The organism is Amycolatopsis albispora, assembly GCF_003312875.1.
Lineage (GTDB): Bacteria > Actinomycetota > Actinomycetes > Mycobacteriales > Pseudonocardiaceae > Amycolatopsis > Amycolatopsis albispora.
The window spans coordinates 7332296-7353239 of record NZ_CP015163.1 but is presented as its reverse complement, the minus strand read 5'-3'; the positions used below and the strand labels follow the sequence as shown (position 1 = coordinate 7353239).

The following is a 20944-nucleotide window of genomic DNA, read 5'->3' as shown; positions in this document are numbered from 1 at the left end:
CTAGCGACCTGCGGTTCGGTAGTGGACTCCGCACCCGGTGAAGTCGGTCACCGGCGGGGCCGCGACCTCGGCCGTGTGGCCATCTTCACCCGGTCGACGCCTTCTTGAACGGTGCGGAAGGCGACCACTTCGACGCCCGCCGCCGCGATCGCGCCGTCCGGGTCGGCCGGCGACACCGCGACCAGCGCCGGATCTTCCTGTTCGGCCGCGCTGAGCACCTCCGCGGCACTGCCGAGCACGCCCGCGTAGATCACTTCGAGGCCTTCGTCACGCAGGGCACGCGCGACTTCGGCGAGTTCGGTGCCGGTTTCGAAGGCGGCGAGGAGCACGCGTGCCGGGGCGCTCACGGCTCTTCGTCAGCGGCTCGTGTGACAAATCCCGCGGAAATCGCGGCGGCGACGGCGGCGGCGATGGCCAGCCACAGGCCCGCGCCGCTGCTCGCGCCGTCGAGTTCGACGAACGGCAGCTCCGCCACGCGGACCAGCAGGACGAAGAACACGCCGAGCAGCAACGCGAAGGCCCGCATCGGGCGGCTGCGCAGCGCGAGCGCCAGCGCGACCAGCACGGCCACCAGCGCGATCACGTCGCCCCACCAGGACGCACCGAAGCCGGTGATCAAGGTGGGCGGGTCGTATTCGGGCGCGGTCACCACCGGCGTGGCGAACGCCGCGATGGCGAGCACGCCCGCGGCGACCACCGGCGTGGTCGCGCTGGCCGCCGGGCGCCCGCCGTCGTCGTTCTCGCGCTCGACCATGCCCGCGACCGCCGAGCAGATGCCGGTGACGGCCGCCGCGAACAACGCGATGGAGGTCCAGGTCACCCCGGGTCCGGGGCTGAGCACGCCGCCGAAGCGGACGGCGGTGAGCACGGTGTCCAGCACGGCCGTCCCGGCGAGCGGCACCACCACCCAGGCCACCGACAGCGCCGGGCGCAGCGTCTCGCCGACGCCGGGCAGGAACATGGCCAGCCCGAGCAGGCCGAGCAGCACCCCGGCGACCACGAGCAGCAGGGCCGCCGGTGACTTGGGTGCCTCGATGGCCGGGGACGAGCTGCTCACCTGCGCGGTCAGCCCGCCGAGCACGGCGGCCGCGGCGGTGAGCACGGCGAGCACACCGGTCGCCAGCTCCAGCCGCCTGCCGCCGGGCAGCTTGGCTTCTTCGGCGACATCGGGGTCGTCGTTGAGCTGGGTGCCTTCCTGGCGCGCGATGGCGAGCACCGCGAGCCCGAGCGCGGCGACGATGGCCACCACCGGGCCCGCGCTGACGGCGGCGTCGGTGACAGTGAACCCGGCGACCAGGTTCGGCACGGCGACCGCGAGCACGCCGAGGCCGAGGCCGAGCACGCTGCCCCTGGCCGCGGCACGCAGGCCGGAGCCGAAGGCGAGCGCCGCGCCGAGCGGCATGGCGAAGGCGAGCAGCAGGCCGCCGGTGAGCACCGGCCACGGCGATTCGAAGGCGTTGCGCGCGGGCAGGTACGGGTCGGCGGACTCGAACGGCGCCATGACCAGCCCGACCCCGGCGACGATGGTCAGCCCGATGGCGAGCACCACCAGGCGCGGGCCGCCGGGCAGGTCGGTGCCCTCGGCCTCGGCCTCGCGGCGGACGAAGTGCACGGCGGCGAGGCCGGCGATGGCGGTGACCAGGTGCCCGGCGAACAGCACCCACAGTCCCGGCCCGGCGGTGCCCGCCTCGAGCTGGGCAGGCACGTGGAACTCGGGACGGGCGGCGGTGGAGAGGTCGACGAGCAACTGCAGGTCGAGCAGAAGCCGCCCCGGCGCCAGGACGGCGACCCCGGCGAGCACACCGGCCGCCAGCGTCGGGCGCCCGCGCGCTGCAGCGAACACAGCGACCGCGGCGGGGAGGAGGGCCAGCACGATCAGCAGGGCCGCGCTGGAGTACCCGGGGGTGGGGCCGCCGACCACCGGCAGGAGCGCGCCGGTGGCGAGCAGCACGGAGCCGAGCACGCCGCAGGACAGCGCTCCGGGCAGCCCGGCCTGTCTGGTGTGGCCGGGTTGACTCTGGCGGAGTTGGCCCTGACCGGTTTGGTTATACCCGGATTGGCTCTGGTCGGGCTGGCTCTGGTCGGGCCGGCTTCGGCCGGTTTGGCTATGCCCGGATTGGCTCTGACCGGGTCGGCTTTGTCCGGGTTGGCTCTGTCCGGGTTGGCCGGTTCGGCGGCCGGGCTCGGACGCCCCGGGCTTGGCAGTCATCACGACGACGCTAGCAAGGCCGCCCCGCCCCCGGCCCGCGACGCCCCGCCGCGAAACCAGACGCAACCTGGGTGGGGGTCAGGCGTCCAACGGCATATCGCCCAGTTCGGGACAGGGCGATGGTGGCGTTTCCGCTGACGGGGTGGTTCGGCTTCACCTGACGGGTGGTCGGCACGGGAGCCGAAGAGCCGGGAACCGCGGGCGGGCGGCTCGACCGGGGGACCGAGGGGCAGCCGGGGGACGGGCAGCCCGGCGCGAGGCACCGAGCAACCGAAGGGGAGCCGTCCGGCTCGAACCGGACACTGAATTGCCGGGACGACGGTTCGAGCCGGGGCACTGACGTGCCGGGCAACGCTTCGAGCCGGGGCGCCGACGCGCTGGGGCGACGACCCGAGTCGAGGCGCTGAGGACCCGGCGGTTCGAGGCGAGGTGCTGGCGCCAAGGAGGCACCGCAGCGCTGGAGTTGGGCCCGGCCACTCAGGACCGGGGCACTGGGGATCGAGGGGGCAAACTCGATCACCCCCTGCCCGAACTCGGCAAACGATCGGCAAGCCGCAGGAACACCGGGCTCCGCCGAACGTCGATCGTCGGGGTGAGGGCGGCCGGCAAGGGTTTATTCCCGGTGGGGCCCGGGTAGATCTGGGGCAACGGGAGCTTTTCGGGGCATTCGGGGCTGTTTTCGGGGCAGCCGGGGCTGTTTTGTGACCTGCGACACAACGGGTTTGCTGTTGCCCAGGTCACACCTACGGAGTAATCGGGGGTCTACTTTGGGTCATATGCACTGCTAGTGCGCGCGGCCGTCGCGCACGTTCGGCCGACACGGCGCCTGCGTCTTGCCCCGGGCGGTGCCCCTTCGTTACTGTCCCCGGGTCCCCATTACAGTCAGGTCACGAATAGGACGCCGAGCAACCACCCCCGAGGTTGCTCACCGGGATCCCCCGCCCGGCAGTCCGGACGCGAGATCTGATTCCCCGAAGATGGAAGGCCCCGTAGTCTTGGCTCGACACCGCTCCCCCGGCGGCCAAGTTCCTTCCCCGGCGCTCGAAGACGCACTTGACGGTGCGGTCGTCCGAGTCCGGGGTTCGCACCGGCTTCCCCCGCCCCCCTCTGCCCTTCGTGGTCGTGTGGTGGTCGCAGCGGTCGCAGCCGGTGCCTTCGCCGCCGCGGCCGCCGGCCAGACCCTCAACTCCCTCGGTTCCGACTCCGACGCCAATGTGACGCCGCTGGCCAGCTCTCGTGACGCCAGTGCCGCGTTCGGCGTCGGTGGCGACACCAAGGCGAGCGCCCCCGAGCTGCTCCCGGTCGCGCTGAACAGCGACGCCTCCGCCGAAGTGCAGAAGCTGAACGACAGCGCGTCGGTGACCAGCGCCCGCGTGGAGCGCGAAGCGGCCGAGCAGCGCAAGAAGGAAGAAGAGGCCAAGCGCCCCAAGATCGTGAACCCGTGCCCCGAGGCCCGGTTCACCTCCGGCTTCGGCGCCCGCTGGGGCGCCAGCCACAACGGCATCGACCTCGCCGCCCCGATCGGCACGCCGATCCTCGCGGCCGCCGACGGCACCGTGATCGAGGCGGGCTCCGCCAGCGGCTTCGGCCTCTGGGTCCGCATCCAGATGGACGACGGCACGATCCACGTCTACGGCCACATGAACAGCTTCTCGGTCCGCTCCGGCCAGAAGGTCAAGGCCGGCGAGCAGATCGCCGAGGTCGGCAACCGCGGTCAGTCCACCGGCCCGCACCTGCACTTCGAGGTGTGGACCGCGGGCGGCAAGAAGATCGACCCCAGCCCCTGGCTGCGTGAGCGCGGCGTCAAGATCTGAGCCCGCTCCTTCCGGATCCTCCGGCGGATGGCCCTCGCACCTGGTAGGCGAGGGCCGTCCGCATCGGGTGCACCTGTTCCCCGCCACGCCGTCCGGGCCTTCGGCGCGCGCTGGTCGAGCGGTACCCACCTGACCGGACCGCGAAGCGCACCTCAGCGCCGACTGCCAGCGCGCGGGCTGCCTGCGCACCCGCGGTGACCTACGGGACGTCGCCGCACACGCCGGGCCGTTGCGCACCATGTCGTTCCTCCTGCTCCCGGGGGGTGCAGGGACCCACCCGCTCGTCGAACTCGTGTTCGACGTTTTTTATAGCGGGTGGGTACGACAGTTTTAGAGCTTCACCATCGGCACGCTGCCGATCAGCATCAGCTTGACCTTGCCGGAGGCGCCGAAGTCGATGGTCGCGGTGGCGCGGGGACCGGTGCCGTCGGCCGCGACGACCGTGCCGAGGCCGTACTTGTCGTGGCTGACGCGGTCGCCCACGTCCAGCTTCAGCGCCACGGTGTCCTTCCAGCCCTTGAAGTTCGTCGTGCGCATCCCGCGCGAGGCGATGCCGGCCTGCGCCGAGTCGCCGCCGAACGAGGACGAGCGGCTGCCCCAGGTGGTCGCCGCCCGCGGCGAGCCGGACCGGAAGCCGCCGCGGGCGGGCTCCTCCCGCCGCCAGTCGAGCAGTTCGGCCGGGATCTCGTCCAGGAAGCGCGAAGCCGGGTTCGACATGGGCTGACCCCACGCCGTCCGCGCGACCGCCCTGGAGACGTACAGGCGCTGCCGCGCGCGGGTGATGGCCACGTACGCCAGCCGCCGTTCCTCCGCCAGCTCGGCGGGCTCGGACAGCGCGCGCATGTGCGGGAAGATGCCGTCCTCCCAGCCGGTGCAGAACACCACCGGGTACTCCAGGCCCTTCGCGGTGTGCACGGTCATCAGCGTGACCACGCCCGCGTCGTCGGAGTCGTCGCCGTCGGGCGACGGGATCGAGTCGGCGTCGGCGACCAGCGACACCCGCTCCAGGAAGGCGGGCAGCGAACCGGGCACCACCACGGTGTCCTCCGGCGGCGGCGTGACCTCCGCGGCGAACTCGCCGAACTCCCTGGCCACGGTGACCAGCTCGGTCAGGTTCTCCACCCGTGACGCGTCCTGCGGGTCGTCGGAGTCTTCCAGTTCCTGGCGGTATCCGGTGCGCTCGAGCACCGCCTCCAGGATGTCGGCCACCTCGGCCTCTTCCTCGACCAGCTCGCCGAGGTTGTCCATCAGCTCCAGGAAGCCCGCGATGGCCTTCTGCGACCGCGGGTTCATCAGGGTCACCTTGCCGTCGACGGCCTCGCGCAGCGCCGCGGCGAACGAGATCCGCTCGCGCTCGGCGTGCGCGGCGACCACCGCCTCGGCCCGGTCGCCGATGCCGCGCTTGGGCACGTTGAGAATGCGGCGCAGGCTGACCGTGTCCTCCGGATTGGCCAGCACCCGCAGGTAGGCCAGCATGTCGCGGACCTCGCGCCGCTCGTAGAACCGCACCCCGCCGACCACGCGGTAGGGCAGGCCGAGCCGGATGAAGATCTCCTCGAACACCCGCGACTGGTTGTTCGTGCGGTAGAAGACCGCCACGTCGCCGTAGTTCGCCGCGCCCGAATCGGCCAGCTCGTCGATCTCGCCGGCCACGAAGGCGGCCTCGTCGTGCTCGTTGTCGGCCACGTAGCCGACGATCTTCTCGCCGTCGCCGGAGTCGGTCCACAACCGCTTCGCGCGGCGGTTCGGGTTGCGCGCGATCACCGCGTTGGCCGCGGAGAGAATGGTCTGCGTGGAGCGGTAGTTCTGCTCCAGGAGGATGGTGTGCGCGTTGGTGAAGTCGCGCTCGAACTCCTCGATGTTGCGGATGGTCGCGCCGCGGAAGGCGTAGATCGACTGGTCCGCGTCACCGACCACGCAGAGCTCGCCAGGCTCCACGCCGGACTCGGTGGTCCCGGTGCCGACCAGCTCGCGGACCAGCGTGTACTGCGCGTGGTTGGTGTCCTGGTACTCGTCGACCAGCACGTGCCGGAACCGCCGCCGGTAGTACTCGGCCACCTCGGGGTAGTTCTGCAGCAGCTCGACCGTGCGCATGATCAGGTCGTCGAAGTCCATCGCGTTGGCCTGGCCGAGGCGCAGCTGGTACTCCGCGTACGCCTCGGCGACCCGGCGCTCCAGGTCGTTGGTGGCCTTCGCCTTGGCGTCCTCGGCGTCGAGCAGTTCGTTCTTCAGGTTCGAGATGTGGATGGCCAGCGTGCGCGCCGGGTACCGCTTCGGGTCCAGGTCGAGGTCGCGGGCGACCAGCGTGATCAGGCGCTTGGTGTCGTCGGCGTCGTAGATGGAGAAGCTGGAGGTCATGCCGAGGGTCTTGGCCTCGCGGCGCATGATCCGCACGCACATGGAGTGGAAGGTGGACACCCACATCGCGTTGGCGCGCTTGCCGACCAGCTCGCTGACCCGGTCCCGCATCTCGGCGGCGGCCTTGTTGGTGAAGGTGATGGCGAGGATCTGGCCGGGGTGCGCGCCGCGCTCGGCGAGCAGGTAGGCGATCCGCCGGGTGAGCACCCTCGTTTTGCCCGACCCCGCGCCCGCGACGACCAGCAGCGGCGCGCCGGCGTGCGTGACCGCGGCGCGCTGGGCGGGGTTGAGGTCGGCGAGCAGGGCGGACTCGCCGGTGGGGGCGGGGAGATCGAAGAGGGTGTCCATCGCCTGTCCACGTTACTCGGCAGGGGTGACGAAGTACGGCACCGGACGTAGGTGGCGAAGCCGCCCGGGAGCCGATGCCGGGGCGGCCCGCCCGGGCGCACCCTGGTGGCATGTCCAGTACAGAGCCGACACCAGCCAGGATCCGCGCTTCGGACGCCGAACGCGAACGGGTCGCCACCCGAGTCCAGTCCGCCGGCGCGGCGGGCAGGCTCACCATCACCGAGACCGACGAGCGGGTCGCCGCGGTCTACGCCGCCACGTTCACCGACGAGCTGGCCGCGCTGACCGCCGACCTGCCGCCGGACCGGCCGTCACCGCGCCGCCCACCGGTCCGCGCGCTGCGGGTGCACGCCGCGATCGCGGTCGCGCTCTCGGTGTTGCTCGTCGTGCGCTGGGTGGTTTCCGGCGCCGACTTCTTCTGGCCGGTGATGCCCATCTTCTGGCTTGCGGTCAGCGTCGCCGGGCACGCCTGGGTGCGCGGGTTCCCGGCTCGGCGGCGTGACGTTGTGCCATACTGACGGTGTGCGGCGACACCACCGATTTTTCTACGGGATCCGGACTCCGGCTCCCGTGTCCGCGTAGTGCCGCGACGCAGTCACCACGAAGCCCCGGAGTCCACGGACCCGGGGCTTTCGCAGGCTTTGGGACCCGAAGCGGATCCGGACCCGATCACGGAGGTCCCGATGAACCCCCAGACCGACGAACCCACCGCCGACGACATCGACGCGCTCCGCAAGGAGATCGACTGGCTGGACCAGGAGATCCTGCGCCTGGTGAAACGCCGGGTCGAGGTGTCCAAGACGATCGGCGCCGCGCGGATGGCGGCCGGTGGCACGCGCATCGTCTACAACCGCGAGATGGACGTGCTCGCGCGGTACCGCGAACTGGGGCCGGAGGGCCGCGAGCTGGCGATGGCGCTGCTGAACCTCGGCCGCGGGCGGCTGGGCCGGTAACAATGCCGGAAGTTCAGGGTGTGCCCTGAGCCAAGGCGCGCCGGAGACGGGCACACTGGACGCATGGGAACGATCGTCAACCTGATCGCCGTGGTGGTGGCCATCGCCGGGCTGCTCGCCGCGCTCGGTCACGCCGGTTATCTCGCGATGCTGAACAAGGCCGCCAAGGACCGCGCGGGCGGCTCCCCGATCGCGCAGTACGTGCGCAGCCGGTGGGCGGTGGCGGGCGGTACCACAGCCGCCTCGTTCCTCGCGCTTCTGATCACCGGCAGCGACGCGATTCCGATGGACGTGCTGGCGATCGTGCTCGCGGCCGGTAGTGGCGCGGTGGCCACCAAGGCGTTGCAGTCCACCCAGCAGAGGTACCGGTCCGGCGGCTGAGCGCCGAAGGCACACTCAGAGCGGTTACCCGGGGTGTCGTTGGTGGCTCACCACCCGCCCGGCGCGCCCGTCGGAGTGAATTTTCTGCAAGTTGCAGATTTGGTGGCGCGTTCTGGCTCCGGGCCTTCTACTCTGTTCAGGAGAGGACCCGCGTGTCAGTTCGGGCATGCGAGGCCGGTGGTCTCGCATGTGCACAGCCGGATGCTCGTGCAGATGTGATGTGCAAATGCTCGTCAGCGCCGAACGTGCACTGCTCCGATCGGGTTCAACCGGGCAAGACCACCGTAAGCAGCGGCAGGGAGGAGAGGTCCACCCAGCATGAACGGCAGGATCGACTCCACCGGCACCGGTACCGGGCACGGCCGTCACCGCCGCGGCTCGGGCACCTGGACCCCGGCCGTCCCGGCCACGGGACACCATTCGCACCGCGCCTACGGGCAGACCAGCACACTGGGCCACGGCCAGACCGGCACGCTGGCCTATGGGCAGACCGGTGCACTCGGGCACGGGCAGCCCAGCACGCTCGCCTACGGGCAGACCGGCGCGCTCGGCCACGGGCAGACCGGCACGCTGGAGCCGCCCGCCCAGCGCACCGAAGCCGGCTACCGCGCCTCCCGTGGTGTGCTACCGCTCCACGCGCTCGACGACACCGCGCCGATGGCCCCGCCCGCGCTGCCCAGTCAGCGTGGTGAGGTCCGCCAGCCGCTCACCGAACCGCCCGAATCCAACGAGGCCACCGGTCCGGTGCGCCGCACCAAGGTCACCCTGACGCCGCCGCCCGCCTCCGACAACGACACTGACGCCACCGACGAGGCCGACGACGAGGCCCGTATCTACCTCGCGCCGCCGGTGGACGGGCTGAGCACCTTCGACCTCGGCACCGTGCCCGCCTCGGTCACCCCGCCCCGGACCTGGCGCAAGGCCGCCTGGTTCGCCGCCGCCTCCTCCGGTGGCGTGGTGGTCGCCATGCTGTGCGCGGGCACCTTCCTGGTCGGCCAGCCACCGGCTGGCGAGTCCCGCGCGATCAACGGCTGGCTCGGCGAGAACGGCGGCGGTGGCCACCCGCTGGTCCAGGGCGACCTGCCGCTGCCAGGCGACGGCACGGGCACCGGCACCAGCACCGAGCCGCCCGAGGCCGACTCCCCGGCGCCCTCCTCCGGCCCCGGCTCCGACCTCCCGGCGTCCAGCGACCAGCCGGGCACCAGCACCGGCGACGCGCCGTCCTCGGTCGGCGGCACCCGCCCGACCACCCCGCAGAGCGGGCCGGGCAGCTCCCAACCGGACACCGGCAAGCCCAGCAAGCCCGACCTGCAGAAGCCCCCGCAGAAGCCGGCCAAGCGCGAGTTCGAGAAGCAGCGCTACTGGACCAACAACGATCCGAAGACCATGGCCGACCACTCGGAGAAGTTCTTCAACACCGTCACCGAGGACCCGAACTCGGCCGCCGCGCTGACCGACGGCGAGTTGCGCCAGCAGGGCGCCTCCGGCCTGCGCGAGAACTACTCCGACGTGGCGTACTTCGAGGTCAAGCACATCTACGTGGACCCGAACGACGGGGTCACCGTCAACACCGTCGAGGTGACCCACGCCGACGGCAGCAAGAGCACCGAGCAGCGCACCCTGGTCTTCAGCGAGAACGACAAGATCACCGACGACGGCCGTTGAGACCGCCGGCGCGTTACAGCCGCGGCGCTGGGCCGTTCGGCCCAGCGGTGAACGGGCCGCCATTGGGCTATGTGGGTGGCCTTGACTGCCGTTCGTCGTGCCGCAGCGGCTATCCGCCGATCGAGGGTGGCTCCGGGCCGTGCCCGTTCGGTTACCTGGAGGCGTGCACGAGACAACCGGGATCCAGCGGGAGCCGGTCAGGACCCGGGTGGAGGACGTGGTCCCGCCGGAGATGCTGGCCGACCCACTGGTCGATCGCGCGCACCTCGAGGAGGTGTTCGCCGCGCCGGAGAAGTTCCTGCCCGAACCGGTCCCCGAGCCCGAGCCGGAGCGCCCGGCGGCGCGGCCGGAAAGCCCGCCGCCCGAGGTGGAGAGCCGGTTCGCTCGGCGGTCCAAGCTGTTCGGCCTGCTCGGCGCGGCCGCGTTGCTGACCGGCTCGATCGCCGCGGCCGCCATGCTGCGCGACCGGCCGCCGGAGCACTCCGGGATCGGCACCGCGCCGCCGGTGGAGTCCGCCATCACCGGCGCGGCCGCGCTGGGCGGGTTTGCCATCCCGGCGCCACGCGCACCGGCGCCGACCGAGCCCACCCTGCCCGCGACCTCGGCAAACTCGTCCACCAGTCAGAGCGGCAGCACCACCACCGGAGACACCAGCACCGCACCCGTGGTGCCCAGCACCGTGTCACCGGCGGCGGGCACCTCGACCAGCACCCCGCTGGGCAAGCGCGAGCTGGTCGAGCAGTTCTACCGGCAGGTGGACGTCGATCCGTCCGGTGCGCTGTCCATGCTCACCGGCGCACTGGCGGGCGACCAGCCCGGCGACCTGGTGCGCGCGTGGACCGCGATGGACTCGGTGCACGTGGAAACCGTGCGCGAGCAGCAGGACGGCTCGGTGCTGGCGGTGGTCACCATGTTCGACGACGACGGGCGGCAGCTGCGGATCACCCAGCAGCTGTGGTTCGCCGCCGGCGGATTGATCTCCGAGGCCCGGTTGCTGGCCGCCCAGCACACTTCCTAGGCTCTCCACCGCTCGTCGTGACCAGGCACACCCACGCGTTGGGTGCCGCCTGCGTGTGCGCAGAGTTAACGCCCTAGCCTTAGTCACGAGACGGTCTCGGCAAAACCGGCCCACCGGCCGTCCCCTGTGCATACGCTTCAGCGGGCACGAGTTCCACCACCGCGGGGCCCGTGGAGCACCAGAAGGAGGTCGCGTGAGCGACGAGGGTCGCCTGGTCGCCGGCCGGTACCGGATCGTCCAGAAGATCGGCACCGGCGCGATGGGTGCCGTCTGGCAGGCGCACGACGAGGTACTGGCGCGCACGGTCGCGATCAAGCAGCTGCTGCTGCAGCCGGGCCTCGACGGGCACGAAGCCGAGGACGCGCGCCAGCGCACCATGCGTGAAGGCCGGATCGCCGCCCGGCTGCACCACCCGAACGCGATCACCGTGTTCGACGTGGTCACCGACGACAACGGCCAGCCGTGCCTGATCATGGAGTACCTGAACTCCACCAGCCTGGCGCAGGTGCTGCACGAGCACAAAACGCTGCCGCCGATGGAGGTGGCGCGGATCGGCGCGCAGATCGCGGCGGCGCTCAAGGAGGCGCACGCGGTCGGCATCGTGCACCGCGACATCAAGCCGGGCAACATCCTGATCGCGGGCAACGGCCACGTGAAGATCACCGACTTCGGCATCTCGCGGGCCAAGGACGACGTCACGGTCACCAAGACCGGCATGATCGCCGGGACGCCCGCCTACCTGGCGCCCGAGGTGGCCATCGGCGGTGACCCCGGCCCCGAGTCGGACGTGTTCTCGCTGGGCTCCACGCTGTACGCGGCCTGCGAGGGCCAGCCGCCGTTCGGGCTGAGCGAGAACACGCTGAGCCTGCTGCACGCGGTGGCCGCCGGGCAGATCAACCCGCCGCGCCAGTCCGGCCCGATGGCCAGCGTGCTCGCGGTGATGCTGCACCCCGAGATCGGCCACCGGCCGACCGCCGAGGAGTGCGAGGAACTGCTGGACGCGGTCGCGCGCGGGGAGACCCCGCTCGGTGGTCCGGCCGACACCACGCACGCCGTGCCGGCCGCCGCGCTCGGTGCCGGTGCGGTGGCGGGCGCGCTGGGCACCAAGACCATGCCGGAGCCCGACGAGCTGTCCGGTGGGTACTCCGGCACGCTGTCCGACGCGCCGGCCGCCGGTGGCTTCTACGACAACCGCCCGGACGACGGCTACCCGCCCGCCGACGGTTACCCGGACGAGGACTACGACAGCGACCAGTTCCGCGCGGCGGCCGCCACCACGGTCGCGGCGCCGACCCCGGTCCAGCCGTACCCGGACGACGACGGCTACGACTACCAGCCCGCCCCGCAGGGCACCCCGCCGCCGCCCGCCGACGAGCGCAAGGCGGCGTGGAAGAAGCCCGCCGCGATCGGCGGCATCGTGCTGGTCGCGCTGATCGCCCTGGGTGTGTGGATCTTCCTGCCCGGCGACAACAAGTCCGGGGACGCCGACCCGATCGCGCCGCCGCCCGCGCCCAGTTCGAGCGCGCCGTCGAGCACGGAAAGCTCGGTGGTGGAGTCGAGCGCGGAAGAGGAGTCCTCGAACCGGCCCGAGCCGCCGAAGCAGACGTCTTCGGCCCCGCCCAAGGACAACACCCCGACCAAGGACACGCCGACGCCGACGAAGCCGACGACGACCAAGCCCACCACGACGACGACGAAGTCCACCCCGCCGGAACCGAGCGACCCGCCGCCTACCGGCACTGAGTAGGCAGGCTCACGCTCGCTGTGGCGCGGCGGCAGTCGATCACCGGTTAGTGTGGATATGGCCAGACCCCCGGATCGTAGGCGTGACAGAGGTAGTTGATTGAGTTCTCAGGGCGCGCTCGTCGGCGGCCGCTATCGGCTGGACCAGCCGATCGGGCGCGGGCGAGCGGGAATCGTCTGGATGGCGTACGACACACGCCTGCACCGGAACGTGGCCGCGAAACGGCTTTACCTGCCGTCGGGACTCGACCCGCAGCAGACCGAGCACGCCCGCGCGCTGGCCGTGCAGCAGGGCCACGACGCCACCCGGATCTCGCACGCCTGCGCGATCACCGTGCACGACGTGGTCCGCGACGGCGCCGACGTGTGGCTCGCGATGGAGTACGTGCCCTCGCGCAACATGGTCGACTTCCTGGCCGAGTACGGCAGGCTCACCCCGGAGCAGGCGGCCTTCCTCGGCGTGCAGCTCGGCTCGGCGCTGATGGCCGCGCACGCCGCCGGGATCCAGCACCGCGGGCTGCAGCCGAGCAACGTGCTGCTCGCCGACGACGGCGGGGTCAAACTCACTGACATCGGCATCTCCGGCTGGCTCGACCCGGCGTACCTCTCGCCCGAGATGCGCCGCGGTGAGACACCGACGACCGCCTCCGACGCCTATTCGCTGGGCGCGACCCTGTTCGCCGCGGTGGAGGGCGTGCCGCCGATGGGGCCGGACGGCGCCGGGCCGCAGGTGCAGCCCAACCACACCGGGGTGCTCTCCGGCGCGCTGTCGAAGATGCTGCGGACGGATCCGGTGACGCGGCCGACCATGTCCGACATCATCACCTCGCTGAAGGCGATCACCGACGGCAGGCAGACCGCGTTCATCCCGCCGACCGCGACCGCGCTGCCCGAGGTGACCACGCCGCCGCCGTCCCCGCACAGCCCGCCGCCGGTCCCGCCGCAGCAGCAGACCCGCGTCGGCGGGATGCCGCCGATGCCACCGCAGCAGCAACAACAGCAGCTGCAGCAGGCGAAGCGGCCGAGCCCGTCCGGCGATCAGATCCGCCGCTGGGTGGTGATGGCGCTGGCCATCTTCTTCGCGGTGGCGATGGGGATCGCGTTCACCGAGCTGTTCCTGCTCTGACCGACGCCGCCCGCAGGCCGTCGACCAGGTGGCGGACCACCGGCAGCTCACGCGCGTGCCAGGCCACCGCGGCGTGGATGCAGCGGACCACGTCCGGCCGGACCACCGGGCGCACCACCACGTCCGGGTGCGGTGAGCCGAGGCCCAGCTCGGGGATCAGCATCACGCCGAGCCCGGCCGCGACGAAGCCCTGCGCGGTGGCGTAGTCCTCGGATTCGACCGCGAACTCCGGCTTGAACCCAGCTTCGGCGCAGGCGCCGAGCAGGATGTCGAGGCAGGGCCCGAGCGGTTCGATGCCGACCCACGGTTCGCCGCCCAGCTCGGCCAGCTCGATGACCTCCTTCGAGGCCAGCGGGTGCCACTTGGGCAGCACAGCCCGGTACGGGTCGTCGAGCAGCGGGAACAGGTCGACGTTCTTCGCGGGCCTGCCCTGGCGCGGCACCACGACGATGGCGAAGTCGGTCTCGCCGGACTCGACCGCGGGCAGCGGGTCCTCCGGCTCGGTCAGCTTCAGGCTGAGCCGGACCCCGGGGAAGTCGCGGCGCACGGCGGCGACCGCGGGCGGGACCAGCGCCGCGCCCGCGGTGGCGAAGTACCGGATGGACAGGCTGCCGGTCCGCCCGTCCTTCAGCTCGGCCAACGCTGCTTCTGCCCGCAAAAGCTGGTTGCCCAGTACTTCGGCGTGCTCGGCGAGCAGGCGGCCGGCCGGGGTGGGGCGCACGCCGCGGCCCGCGCGTTCGAGCAGGGGCGTGCCCGCTTCGCGTTCCAGGGTGGACAGCTGCTGGCTCAGCGCCGACGGCGTGTAGCCGAGGCTGCGGGCCGCCGCGGAGATCGAACCGCTGGTGATCACGGCGTTCAGCACCTGCATGCGACGGAAGTCGAGCATGCCGCGATTTTACAGTTCTGCTAACAGATCAGTGCAGAAGATTTCGCTTGTCCTTACCCCTCGGCGTGGCGAGGCTGGAGCCGTACTCGAGGGAGGCTGGGGTGACCGAAACGAAGACCCTGTTGCGGATGGGCGCGCTCGCACTCATGTGGGGGTCGAGCTTCTTCTGGATCAAGCTGGGGCTGCACGCGTTCTCGCCGGTGCAGCTCGTGCTGGGCAGGCTGGTGCTCGGGGCGGGGGTGCTCCTGCTGCTCTGCCTGCTCAACCGCCACCGGCTGCCGTCCGACCGGCGGCTGTGGTTCCACCTGGCCATCGCCGGGCTGTTCCACTGCGCGCTGCCGTTCCTGCTCTTCGCGATCGGCGAGCAGACGGTGGACTCCGGCATCACCGGCGTGATCAACGCGACCACGCCGCTGTGGGCGTTGCTGGTCGCGCTGCTGTGGGGGATGGAGCGCCGGATGGGCCTGGCGAAGGGCGCCGGGCTGGTGCTCGGGCTGGCGGGCACCGCGTTGATCTTCGCGCCGTGGCAGGCGTCCGGCCTGCTCAGCTGGGGTGCGCTGGCCTGCCTCGCGGCCTCGGCCAGCTACGGCTTCGTTTTTGTCTACGAGGAGCGGTACCTCTCGCGCAGCGGGTCGTCGCCGATCGTGCTGGCGGGCACGCAGATGCTGCTGGCCAGCGGGTTCATCCTGCTGGCGATGCCGGTCGGCGGTACCACGCCGGTGCACTTCGACCTCGGTGCCTTCGTCGCGGTGGCGGTGCTCGGCGTGTTCTCCACCGGTATCGCGTTCGCGATGAACTACCGGCTGCTGGAGACCGAGGGCGCGGTGGCCGCGTCGACGGTGGGGTACCTGCTGCCGGTGGTTTCGGTGCTGCTGGGGAGCCTGTTCCTCAGTGAGCAGCTGGACCTGCGGGTGATGGCCGGCATGGTGATCGTGCTGGCCGGCGTGGCGCTGACCAGGGTGAAGCGCCGGGCAGCCCACCTCGAACTGGAGCCGGTTCCCGTCGAACCGGCTCCGGCCAAGTAGCTCCAGCTCAGACGAAGCGGCGCAGCCGCTTGCGGTGGGCCGGCAACTCGCACCGCAGCGGGTTCTGAGGTTCCGCGACCCGCACCGTCACGCAAACCACTTCAAACGTCCAACTCAGACCAGGCGGCGGTCGGAGGCCCAGCGGGAAAGCTCGTAGCGGTTGGACAGCTGGGTCTTCCGAAGCACGCTCGACACGTGCGTCTCCACCGTCTTCACCGAGATGAACAGCTCCGACGCGATCTCCTTGTAGGCGTACCCGCGCGCGAGCAGCCGCAGCACGTCGCGCTCTCGCGGGGTGAGCAGGTCCAGTTCGGGGTCGCTGATCGGCGCCGAACCGGGCCGGTCGGCGAAGGCGTCCAGCACGAAGCCCGCCAGCCGCGGCGAGAAGACCGCGTCCCCGTCGGAGACGCGCACCACCGCCCGGACCAGTTCCTTCGACGAGATCGTCTTGGTGACATACCCCCGGGCCCCCGCCCGGATCACCGCGATCACGTCCTCGGCCGCGTCCGACACCGAAAGCGCCAGGAACACCACGTCCGGCAGCTCCGGCCGGACCCGGCGCAGCACCTCGGCGCCACCACCGTCCGGCATGTGCACGTCGAGCAGCACCACCTGCGGGCGGGTGCGCGCGATCCCCGCCACCGCCTCGGCGACGGACCCCGCCTCGCCGACCACCCGCACCTCCTCGGTGATGGACTCCAGCTCGGTCCGCACCCCCGCGCGGAACAAAGCGTGGTCGTCCACCAGGAACACCGAAACCGGCTGCTTCGCTTCGTCCGTCACGCGACCTTCCCAACCTTGAGCGGCATCTCCAACTGCACCTCGGTGCCCTCGCCAGGGGCGGTGCGCAGGCGGCACTTGCCGCCGTTGCGCTCCATCCTCCCCCGGATCGAGTCCGCGAGGCCATGCCGGTCGTCCGGCACCGCGTCCGGATCGAAGCCCTTCCCCCGGTCGCGCACAAAAACCGTCACCGCCGTCGGCTCCACCTCGGCGTACACGCTGACCTCGTCCACCCCGGCGTGCTTGGCCGCGTTGACGATGGCCTCCCGCGCGGCCTGCACCAGCGCGGTCAGCGGCTCGTCCAGCTCGGCCTCCCCGACCACCACCTGCTGGACCGAGATCGCGAAGCTGTCCTCCACTTCCCCGCACGCGGTCGCGATGGCCTCGGACAGCCGTCCCCCGGACTGCGCGAGCCCCTCCGACCCCGACTTCTCCTTGTCCCCGTACCCCGACGGCCCGTACAGCCAGCTGCGCAGCTGCCGCTCCTGCCCCCTGGCCAGCCGCGCGACCTCCCGCGGGTCACCCGACTGCTTCTGGATCAACGCGAGCGTCTGCAGCACCGAGTCGTGCAGGTGCGCGGCGATCTCGGCGCGTTCCTCGGTGCGGATGCGGGCCCGGCGCTCCTCCCCGAGGTCGCGGACCATCCGCACCCAGAACGGCACGGTCAGCACCGCCACCCCGATCAGCGTGGCCAGCACCGCGAGCAACGCGAACTGGATCTGCTCCATGCTCCCCGAGCGGAGCAGCACCACCCCGACCCCGGTCATCACCAGCGCCGCCCCGGCCAGGATGCGGATCGCCGCCGACCAGCCGCCCGCCCCGGACAGCGTGCCGACCACACCCGTTTTCGCCCCGGCGCGCCAGCGGCGGCGCTGCGACTCGTCGGCCTCCCGCCAGACCACCGCCGCGCCGATCAGCGCGACCGTCAGCGGCGCGGCCACCCAGCCGCTGAACAACCCGCTCAGCGCACCCCCGGCCACCGACAGGCCGACGCCGAGCGCGATCAGCCCGAACGCCTGCTGGCGGTCCTTGGCGGTGCCCTCCTTCTTCTCCTCCTTGGCGTTCTGCGGCACGAACACCCAGAGCAGCCCGTAGGCGAACAGGCCGACCCCGCCCAGCCCGCCGAGCAGGGCGAAGGTCATCCGCACCCACAGCACGCGGACGCCGAGGTGGTCGGCGAGGCCGCCGGCCACACCGGCCACCGCGCGGCCGGACCGCCGCCGGTACATCTTGGGCGGGCCCGCCTCCGCGACGGCCGAGCGCGGCGCGGGGATCACCACGGTCTCCGCCTCCGGCGGCGCCGCTTCGTGGGTTCGCTGGACCTGTTCTGGCACGTCGCCCATGGTCACACGCCGCACGCGCCGGGGTCATCAGGGAAACCCCCGAGGCGGACCCGGGTCCGCGCGCCCCTGAGCAAGTTCAGGGGACATCCCGGATGTGCGCACGCGGCCCGGAGCGCATTCTCGATGGCATGAGTGGGACATCGACGCAGCCGCCGGAAACTTCGAAACCGGGGCTGAACGGTTTCGAAGAGACCGTCAAGGACTTCTGGGCGAGCCGCCCGCGTCGGCCGAAGCAGGGGCGGAAGGTCGCCGGGGTGGCGGCCGGGATCGGCAACCGGTACGGCATCGACCCGGTGGTGGTGCGCGTGGCGCTGGTCGCCGCGACCGTGTTCGGCGGCATCGGCATCGGGCTGTACGTCGTCGGCTGGCTGCTGTTCGCCGACGAGCACGACGAGGTGTCACCGATCGAGGGCCTGATCGGCCGCGGCCAGACGTCGATGAACCCCGCCTTCACCGTGGTGCTGGCCTGCTCGCTGTTCTTCGTCATCCCGTGGTCGTTCGCGGGCAACTGGTTCGACGGCGGCGGGTTCTTCGGCCTCGGCCTGATCCTGCTGGCGCTGTACCTGCTGCACCGCAGCCGCGGCCAGTTCAACCGGCCCGCCGTGCCGCCCGCTCCGGGCCACGACGCGGGCTTCACCATGACCGACGGAGGTACCACCGTGTCCAGCAGCCCCGACGCGCCCCCGCGGTGGGACCCGCTCGGCGCGGCGCCGTTCGCCTGGGATCTGCCCGATCCCCACCCGGCGCCGGTGCTCGCCGACGAGCCACCGGCCCCGCCGGTCCCGCGCCGGCGCACCTCCCCGATCGGCAAGGTCACCTTCGCCGTGGCGCTGGTCACCGCGGGTGTGCTGACCACGCTCGGCATCTCCGGCGTGGGGTGGTTCAGCCCGGCGCACATCATCGGCGTGACGCTCGGTGTGCTCGGCGTCGGCCTGGTCGCCGGTGCGCTCACCGGCGGCGGGCGCGGCCTGATCGGGCTGGCCGTGCCGCTGTCCATCGCCGGGGTGGCGCTGACCGCGGTGCCGTTCCACGCCGTCGGCGGCGGGGTCGGCAATCTCGACGCCACGCCGCGGTCCGCGGCCGAGCTGCGCCCGGTCTACGAGCAGACCGCGGGCAACATCGATCTCGACCTGACCGAACTGCCCCCGGACACCCCGGTCACCGCCACCGTGCGCAGCTCGGTCGGCAACTCGACGGTGATCGTGCCGGACAACGCCGACGTGCAGGTCACCTGTGAGAGCCCGGTCGGGGACATCGAATGCCTCGGCCGCGAGCACAGCGGGCTCGGCAACGCGCCGATCACCGTGACCGACCAGGGCAGTGACGGCCCGGGCGGCCCGAAGTACAACCTGACCGTGACCACTTCGGCTGGCAACGTGGAGGTGCGCCGTGGCTGAGGAAACCGACCGCGAGACCATGAAGCCGGCCCGCCGGGTGGACGTGTTCACCCTGCTGATCGGGATCGCCACGCTCGGCGCTTCGGCCTACGTGCTGACCGACGGCGCGCTGCCGCTGCCCGGGTTCGACCCGCGGTGGCTGGTGGCCGGGGCCGCGGTGCTGATCGGCCTGCTGCTGCTCGGCGCCTCGTTCAGCGGCAAGAAGCGATAACCCCACTCAACGGAAAGGGCCCCCGGAATCGTCCGGGGGCCCTTTCCGCTTACTCCCACTCGATGGTGCCCGGCGGCTTGCTCGTCACGTCCAGCACCACGCGGTTCACCTCGGCCACCTCGTTGGTGATCCGGGTGGAGATGCGCTCGAGCACCTCGTACGGCAGGCGGGTCCAGTCCGCGGTCATCGCGTCCTCACTGGACACCGGCCGCAGCACCACCGGGTGCCCGTAGGTCCGCCCGTCGCCCTGCACGCCGACGCTGCGCACGTCCGCCAGCAGCACCACCGGGCACTGCCAGATGTCGCGGTCCATCCCGGCCGCGGTCAGCTCCTCGCGCGCGATCGCGTCCGCCGCCCGCAGCGTGGCCAGCCGGTCCGCGGTGACCTCGCCGATGATCCGGATGCCCAGCCCCGGCCCGGGGAACGGCTGCCGGTGCACGATCGTCTCCGGCAGGCCCAGCTCGAGGCCGACCCGGCGCACCTCGTCCTTGAACAGCAGCCGCAGCGGCTCGACCAGTTCGAACGCCAGGTCCTCCGGCAGGCCGCCGACGTTGTGGTGGCTCTTGATGTTCGAGGTGCCCGCGCCGCCGCCGGACTCGACCACGTCCGGGTAGAGCGTGCCCTGCACCAGGAACCGGTAGTCGCCCTGCGCCTTGAGGTCGCGCTCGGCCTGCTCGAACACGCGGATGAACTCGCGGCCGATGATCTTGCGCTTCTGCTCGGGATCGGTGACCCCGGCGAGTGCGTCGAGGAACCGCTCACGGGCGTCCACGGTGACCAGGTTCACCCCGGTCGCGGCGACGAAGTCCCGCTCGACCTGGGTGCGCTCGCCCGAGCGCAGCAGGCCGTGGTCGACGAAAACGCAGGTGAGCCGGTCGCCGATGGCGCGCTGCACCAGGGTGGCGGCCACCGCCGAGTCCACCCCGCCGGACAGCCCGCAGATCGCCCTGCCGGCACCGACCTGGGCGGAGATCGCGGCGATCTGGTCCTCCACAATGGACGCGGTTGTCCACTGTGGACGGATGCCGGCGATCTCGTGCAGGAACCGGCGCAGCACCTCCTGCCCGTGCGGGGAGTGCCCCACCTCGGGGTGGTACTGCACGCCGGCGATGCGGCGCTCGGTGTTCTCGAACCCGGCCACCGGCGCGCCTTCGGAGGTGGCGGTGACCACCGCGCCCTCGGGGGCCTTGGTCACGCTGTCGCCGTGGCTCATCCACGCCGGGTGGCGCGTCGGCAACTCCTCGTGCAAGACACCACCGTCACCGGTGACCTTGACCTCGGTGCGGCCGTACTCGCGCGCCCCGGTCGCCTCCACGGTGCCGCCCAGCGCCTGTGCCAGCAGCTGGAAGCCGTAGCAGATGCCGAACACCGGCACCCCGGCCTCGACCAGCGCCGGATCCATCGCGGGCGCGCCCTCTTCGTACACACTGGACGGTCCACCCGAAAGGATGATCGCGGACGGGTTCTTCGCCAGCAGCTCGTCGACTGCGGCGGTGTGCGGTACCACCTCGGAGTAGACCTGGGCCTCGCGGACGCGCCGCGCGATCAGCTGCGCGTACTGCGCCCCGAAGTCCACCACGAGCACCGGCCCGGTGCTGCTGTTCACTCGCCGACCTCCTTCTCCTCGCGCACTATCGTCGCAGGTGATGACTTCGAGGAAAGGACGGGGATGCGAGCCACGCTGAGC

The 20944-nt window shown here is 71.8% G+C and carries 18 protein-coding genes; 11 read left to right on the top strand and 7 right to left on the bottom strand.

The window, feature by feature from the left end; genetic code table 11:
* Positions 1-47 precede the first annotated feature (47 nt).
* Both A4R43_RS34920 and A4R43_RS34915 read right to left on the bottom strand, forming a co-directional pair.
* Positions 48-347: a hypothetical protein gene (locus tag A4R43_RS34920; protein ID WP_113695980.1), complete on the bottom strand. Its 300-nt coding sequence runs from the start codon at positions 345-347 to the stop codon at positions 48-50.
* Positions 344-1963, bottom strand: coding sequence for a hypothetical protein (locus A4R43_RS34915; protein ID WP_113695979.1), 1620 nt, complete (start codon positions 1961-1963; stop codon positions 344-346). Before A4R43_RS34915 ends, A4R43_RS34920 begins: the two co-directional genes overlap by 4 nt.
* Before the next feature lie 1373 nt (positions 1964-3336).
* Between A4R43_RS34915 and A4R43_RS34910 the strand changes: the two genes are divergently transcribed.
* Positions 3337-4023, top strand: a complete 687-nt coding sequence (locus A4R43_RS34910) for a M23 family metallopeptidase (protein ID WP_236808468.1) — start codon at positions 3337-3339, stop codon at positions 4021-4023.
* Positions 4024-4353: 330 nt separating this feature from the next.
* Here the strand turns inward: A4R43_RS34910 and pcrA are convergent, their stop codons facing one another.
* On the bottom strand, positions 4354-6729 hold the full coding sequence (gene pcrA / locus A4R43_RS34905) for a DNA helicase PcrA (protein WP_113695977.1): 2376 nt from the start codon (positions 6727-6729) through the stop codon (positions 4354-4356).
* Between the two features lie 110 nt (positions 6730-6839).
* Between pcrA and A4R43_RS34900 the strand changes: the two genes are divergently transcribed.
* The 7 genes from A4R43_RS34900 to A4R43_RS34870 all read left to right on the top strand — a co-directional run bounded on the left by A4R43_RS34900 (position 6840) and on the right by A4R43_RS34870 (position 13615).
* Positions 6840-7247 carry a DUF1707 SHOCT-like domain-containing protein gene (locus A4R43_RS34900; RefSeq protein WP_113695976.1) on the top strand — a complete coding sequence of 136 codons (408 nt, stop codon included), beginning with the start codon at positions 6840-6842 and terminating at the stop codon, positions 7245-7247.
* 165 nt (positions 7248-7412) lie between these two features.
* Positions 7413-7682 (top strand): chorismate mutase, encoded by a 270-nt coding sequence (locus A4R43_RS34895; RefSeq protein WP_113698086.1) that lies wholly within the window; start codon positions 7413-7415, stop codon positions 7680-7682.
* A 63-nt stretch (positions 7683-7745) separates the two neighbouring features.
* The gene (locus A4R43_RS34890; protein ID WP_113695975.1) at positions 7746-8063 is read left to right on the top strand and encodes a hypothetical protein; all 318 of its coding nucleotides are present in this window, start codon (positions 7746-7748) and stop codon (positions 8061-8063) included.
* 318 nt (positions 8064-8381) lie between these two features.
* The gene (locus A4R43_RS34885; RefSeq protein ID WP_236808467.1) at positions 8382-9728 is read left to right on the top strand and encodes a hypothetical protein; all 1347 of its coding nucleotides are present in this window, start codon (positions 8382-8384) and stop codon (positions 9726-9728) included.
* Between the two features lie 163 nt (positions 9729-9891).
* Positions 9892-10746, top strand: a complete 855-nt coding sequence (locus tag A4R43_RS34880; RefSeq protein WP_113695974.1) for a hypothetical protein — start codon at positions 9892-9894, stop codon at positions 10744-10746.
* Between the two features lie 193 nt (positions 10747-10939).
* Positions 10940-12493: a serine/threonine-protein kinase gene (locus tag A4R43_RS34875; protein WP_113695973.1), complete on the top strand. Its 1554-nt coding sequence runs from the start codon at positions 10940-10942 to the stop codon at positions 12491-12493.
* Positions 12494-12589: 96 nt separating this feature from the next.
* Positions 12590-13615 carry a serine/threonine-protein kinase gene (locus A4R43_RS34870; protein WP_113695972.1) on the top strand — a complete coding sequence of 342 codons (1026 nt, stop codon included), beginning with the start codon at positions 12590-12592 and terminating at the stop codon, positions 13613-13615.
* On the opposite strand, the gene A4R43_RS34865 is transcribed toward A4R43_RS34870, so the two are convergent.
* Positions 13593-14501 (bottom strand): LysR family transcriptional regulator, encoded by a 909-nt coding sequence (locus A4R43_RS34865; RefSeq protein ID WP_113695971.1) that lies wholly within the window; start codon positions 14499-14501, stop codon positions 13593-13595. The two genes, A4R43_RS34870 and A4R43_RS34865, sit on opposite strands and share 23 nt — an antisense overlap.
* A 101-nt stretch (positions 14502-14602) precedes the next feature.
* Here A4R43_RS34865 and A4R43_RS34860 point away from each other — a divergent pair, with 101 nt between their 5' ends.
* Positions 14603-15526 (top strand): DMT family transporter, encoded by a 924-nt coding sequence (locus tag A4R43_RS34860; protein WP_113695970.1) that lies wholly within the window; start codon positions 14603-14605, stop codon positions 15524-15526.
* Positions 15527-15640: 114 nt separating this feature from the next.
* On the opposite strand, the gene A4R43_RS34855 is transcribed toward A4R43_RS34860, so the two are convergent.
* On the bottom strand, positions 15641-16309 hold the full coding sequence (locus A4R43_RS34855) for a response regulator (RefSeq protein WP_113695969.1): 669 nt from the start codon (positions 16307-16309) through the stop codon (positions 15641-15643).
* Positions 16306-17649, bottom strand: a complete 1344-nt coding sequence (locus A4R43_RS34850; RefSeq protein ID WP_113698084.1) for an ATP-binding protein — start codon at positions 17647-17649, stop codon at positions 16306-16308. The genes A4R43_RS34855 and A4R43_RS34850 overlap by 4 nt, the downstream gene beginning before the upstream one ends.
* A 128-nt stretch (positions 17650-17777) precedes the next feature.
* Here A4R43_RS34850 and A4R43_RS34845 point away from each other — a divergent pair, with 128 nt between their 5' ends.
* Both A4R43_RS34845 and A4R43_RS34840 read left to right on the top strand, forming a co-directional pair.
* Positions 17778-19046, top strand: coding sequence for a PspC domain-containing protein (locus A4R43_RS34845; RefSeq protein ID WP_236808466.1), 1269 nt, complete (start codon positions 17778-17780; stop codon positions 19044-19046).
* A 19-nt stretch (positions 19047-19065) separates the two neighbouring features.
* Positions 19066-19257 carry a hypothetical protein gene (locus tag A4R43_RS34840; RefSeq protein ID WP_113698083.1) on the top strand — a complete coding sequence of 64 codons (192 nt, stop codon included), beginning with the start codon at positions 19066-19068 and terminating at the stop codon, positions 19255-19257.
* Between the two features lie 49 nt (positions 19258-19306).
* Here A4R43_RS34840 and guaA read toward each other — a convergent pair whose 3' ends face one another.
* Positions 19307-20863 (bottom strand): glutamine-hydrolyzing GMP synthase, encoded by a 1557-nt coding sequence (gene guaA, locus A4R43_RS34835; protein WP_113695967.1) that lies wholly within the window; start codon positions 20861-20863, stop codon positions 19307-19309.
* Positions 20864-20944: the final 81 nt, after the last annotated feature.

Bases quoted from the DNA above. Each gene is read 5' to 3' on its own strand.
- pcrA (WP_113695977.1), bottom strand. From the start codon at position 6,729: ATGGACACCCTCTTCGATCTCCCCGCCCCCACCGGCGAGTCCGCCCTG.
- A4R43_RS34900 (WP_113695976.1), top strand. From the start codon at position 6,840: ATGTCCAGTACAGAGCCGACACCAGCCAGGATCCGCGCTTCGGACGCC.
- A4R43_RS34895 (WP_113698086.1), top strand. From the start codon at position 7,413: ATGAACCCCCAGACCGACGAACCCACCGCCGACGACATCGACGCGCTC.
- A4R43_RS34890 (WP_113695975.1), top strand. From the start codon at position 7,746: ATGGGAACGATCGTCAACCTGATCGCCGTGGTGGTGGCCATCGCCGGG.
- A4R43_RS34885 (WP_236808467.1), top strand. From the start codon at position 8,382: ATGAACGGCAGGATCGACTCCACCGGCACCGGTACCGGGCACGGCCGT.
- A4R43_RS34865 (WP_113695971.1), bottom strand. From the start codon at position 14,501: ATGCTCGACTTCCGTCGCATGCAGGTGCTGAACGCCGTGATCACCAGC.
- A4R43_RS34850 (WP_113698084.1), bottom strand. From the start codon at position 17,649: ATGGGCGACGTGCCAGAACAGGTCCAGCGAACCCACGAAGCGGCGCCG.
- A4R43_RS34845 (WP_236808466.1), top strand. From the start codon at position 17,778: ATGAGTGGGACATCGACGCAGCCGCCGGAAACTTCGAAACCGGGGCTG.
- A4R43_RS34840 (WP_113698083.1), top strand. From the start codon at position 19,066: ATGAAGCCGGCCCGCCGGGTGGACGTGTTCACCCTGCTGATCGGGATC.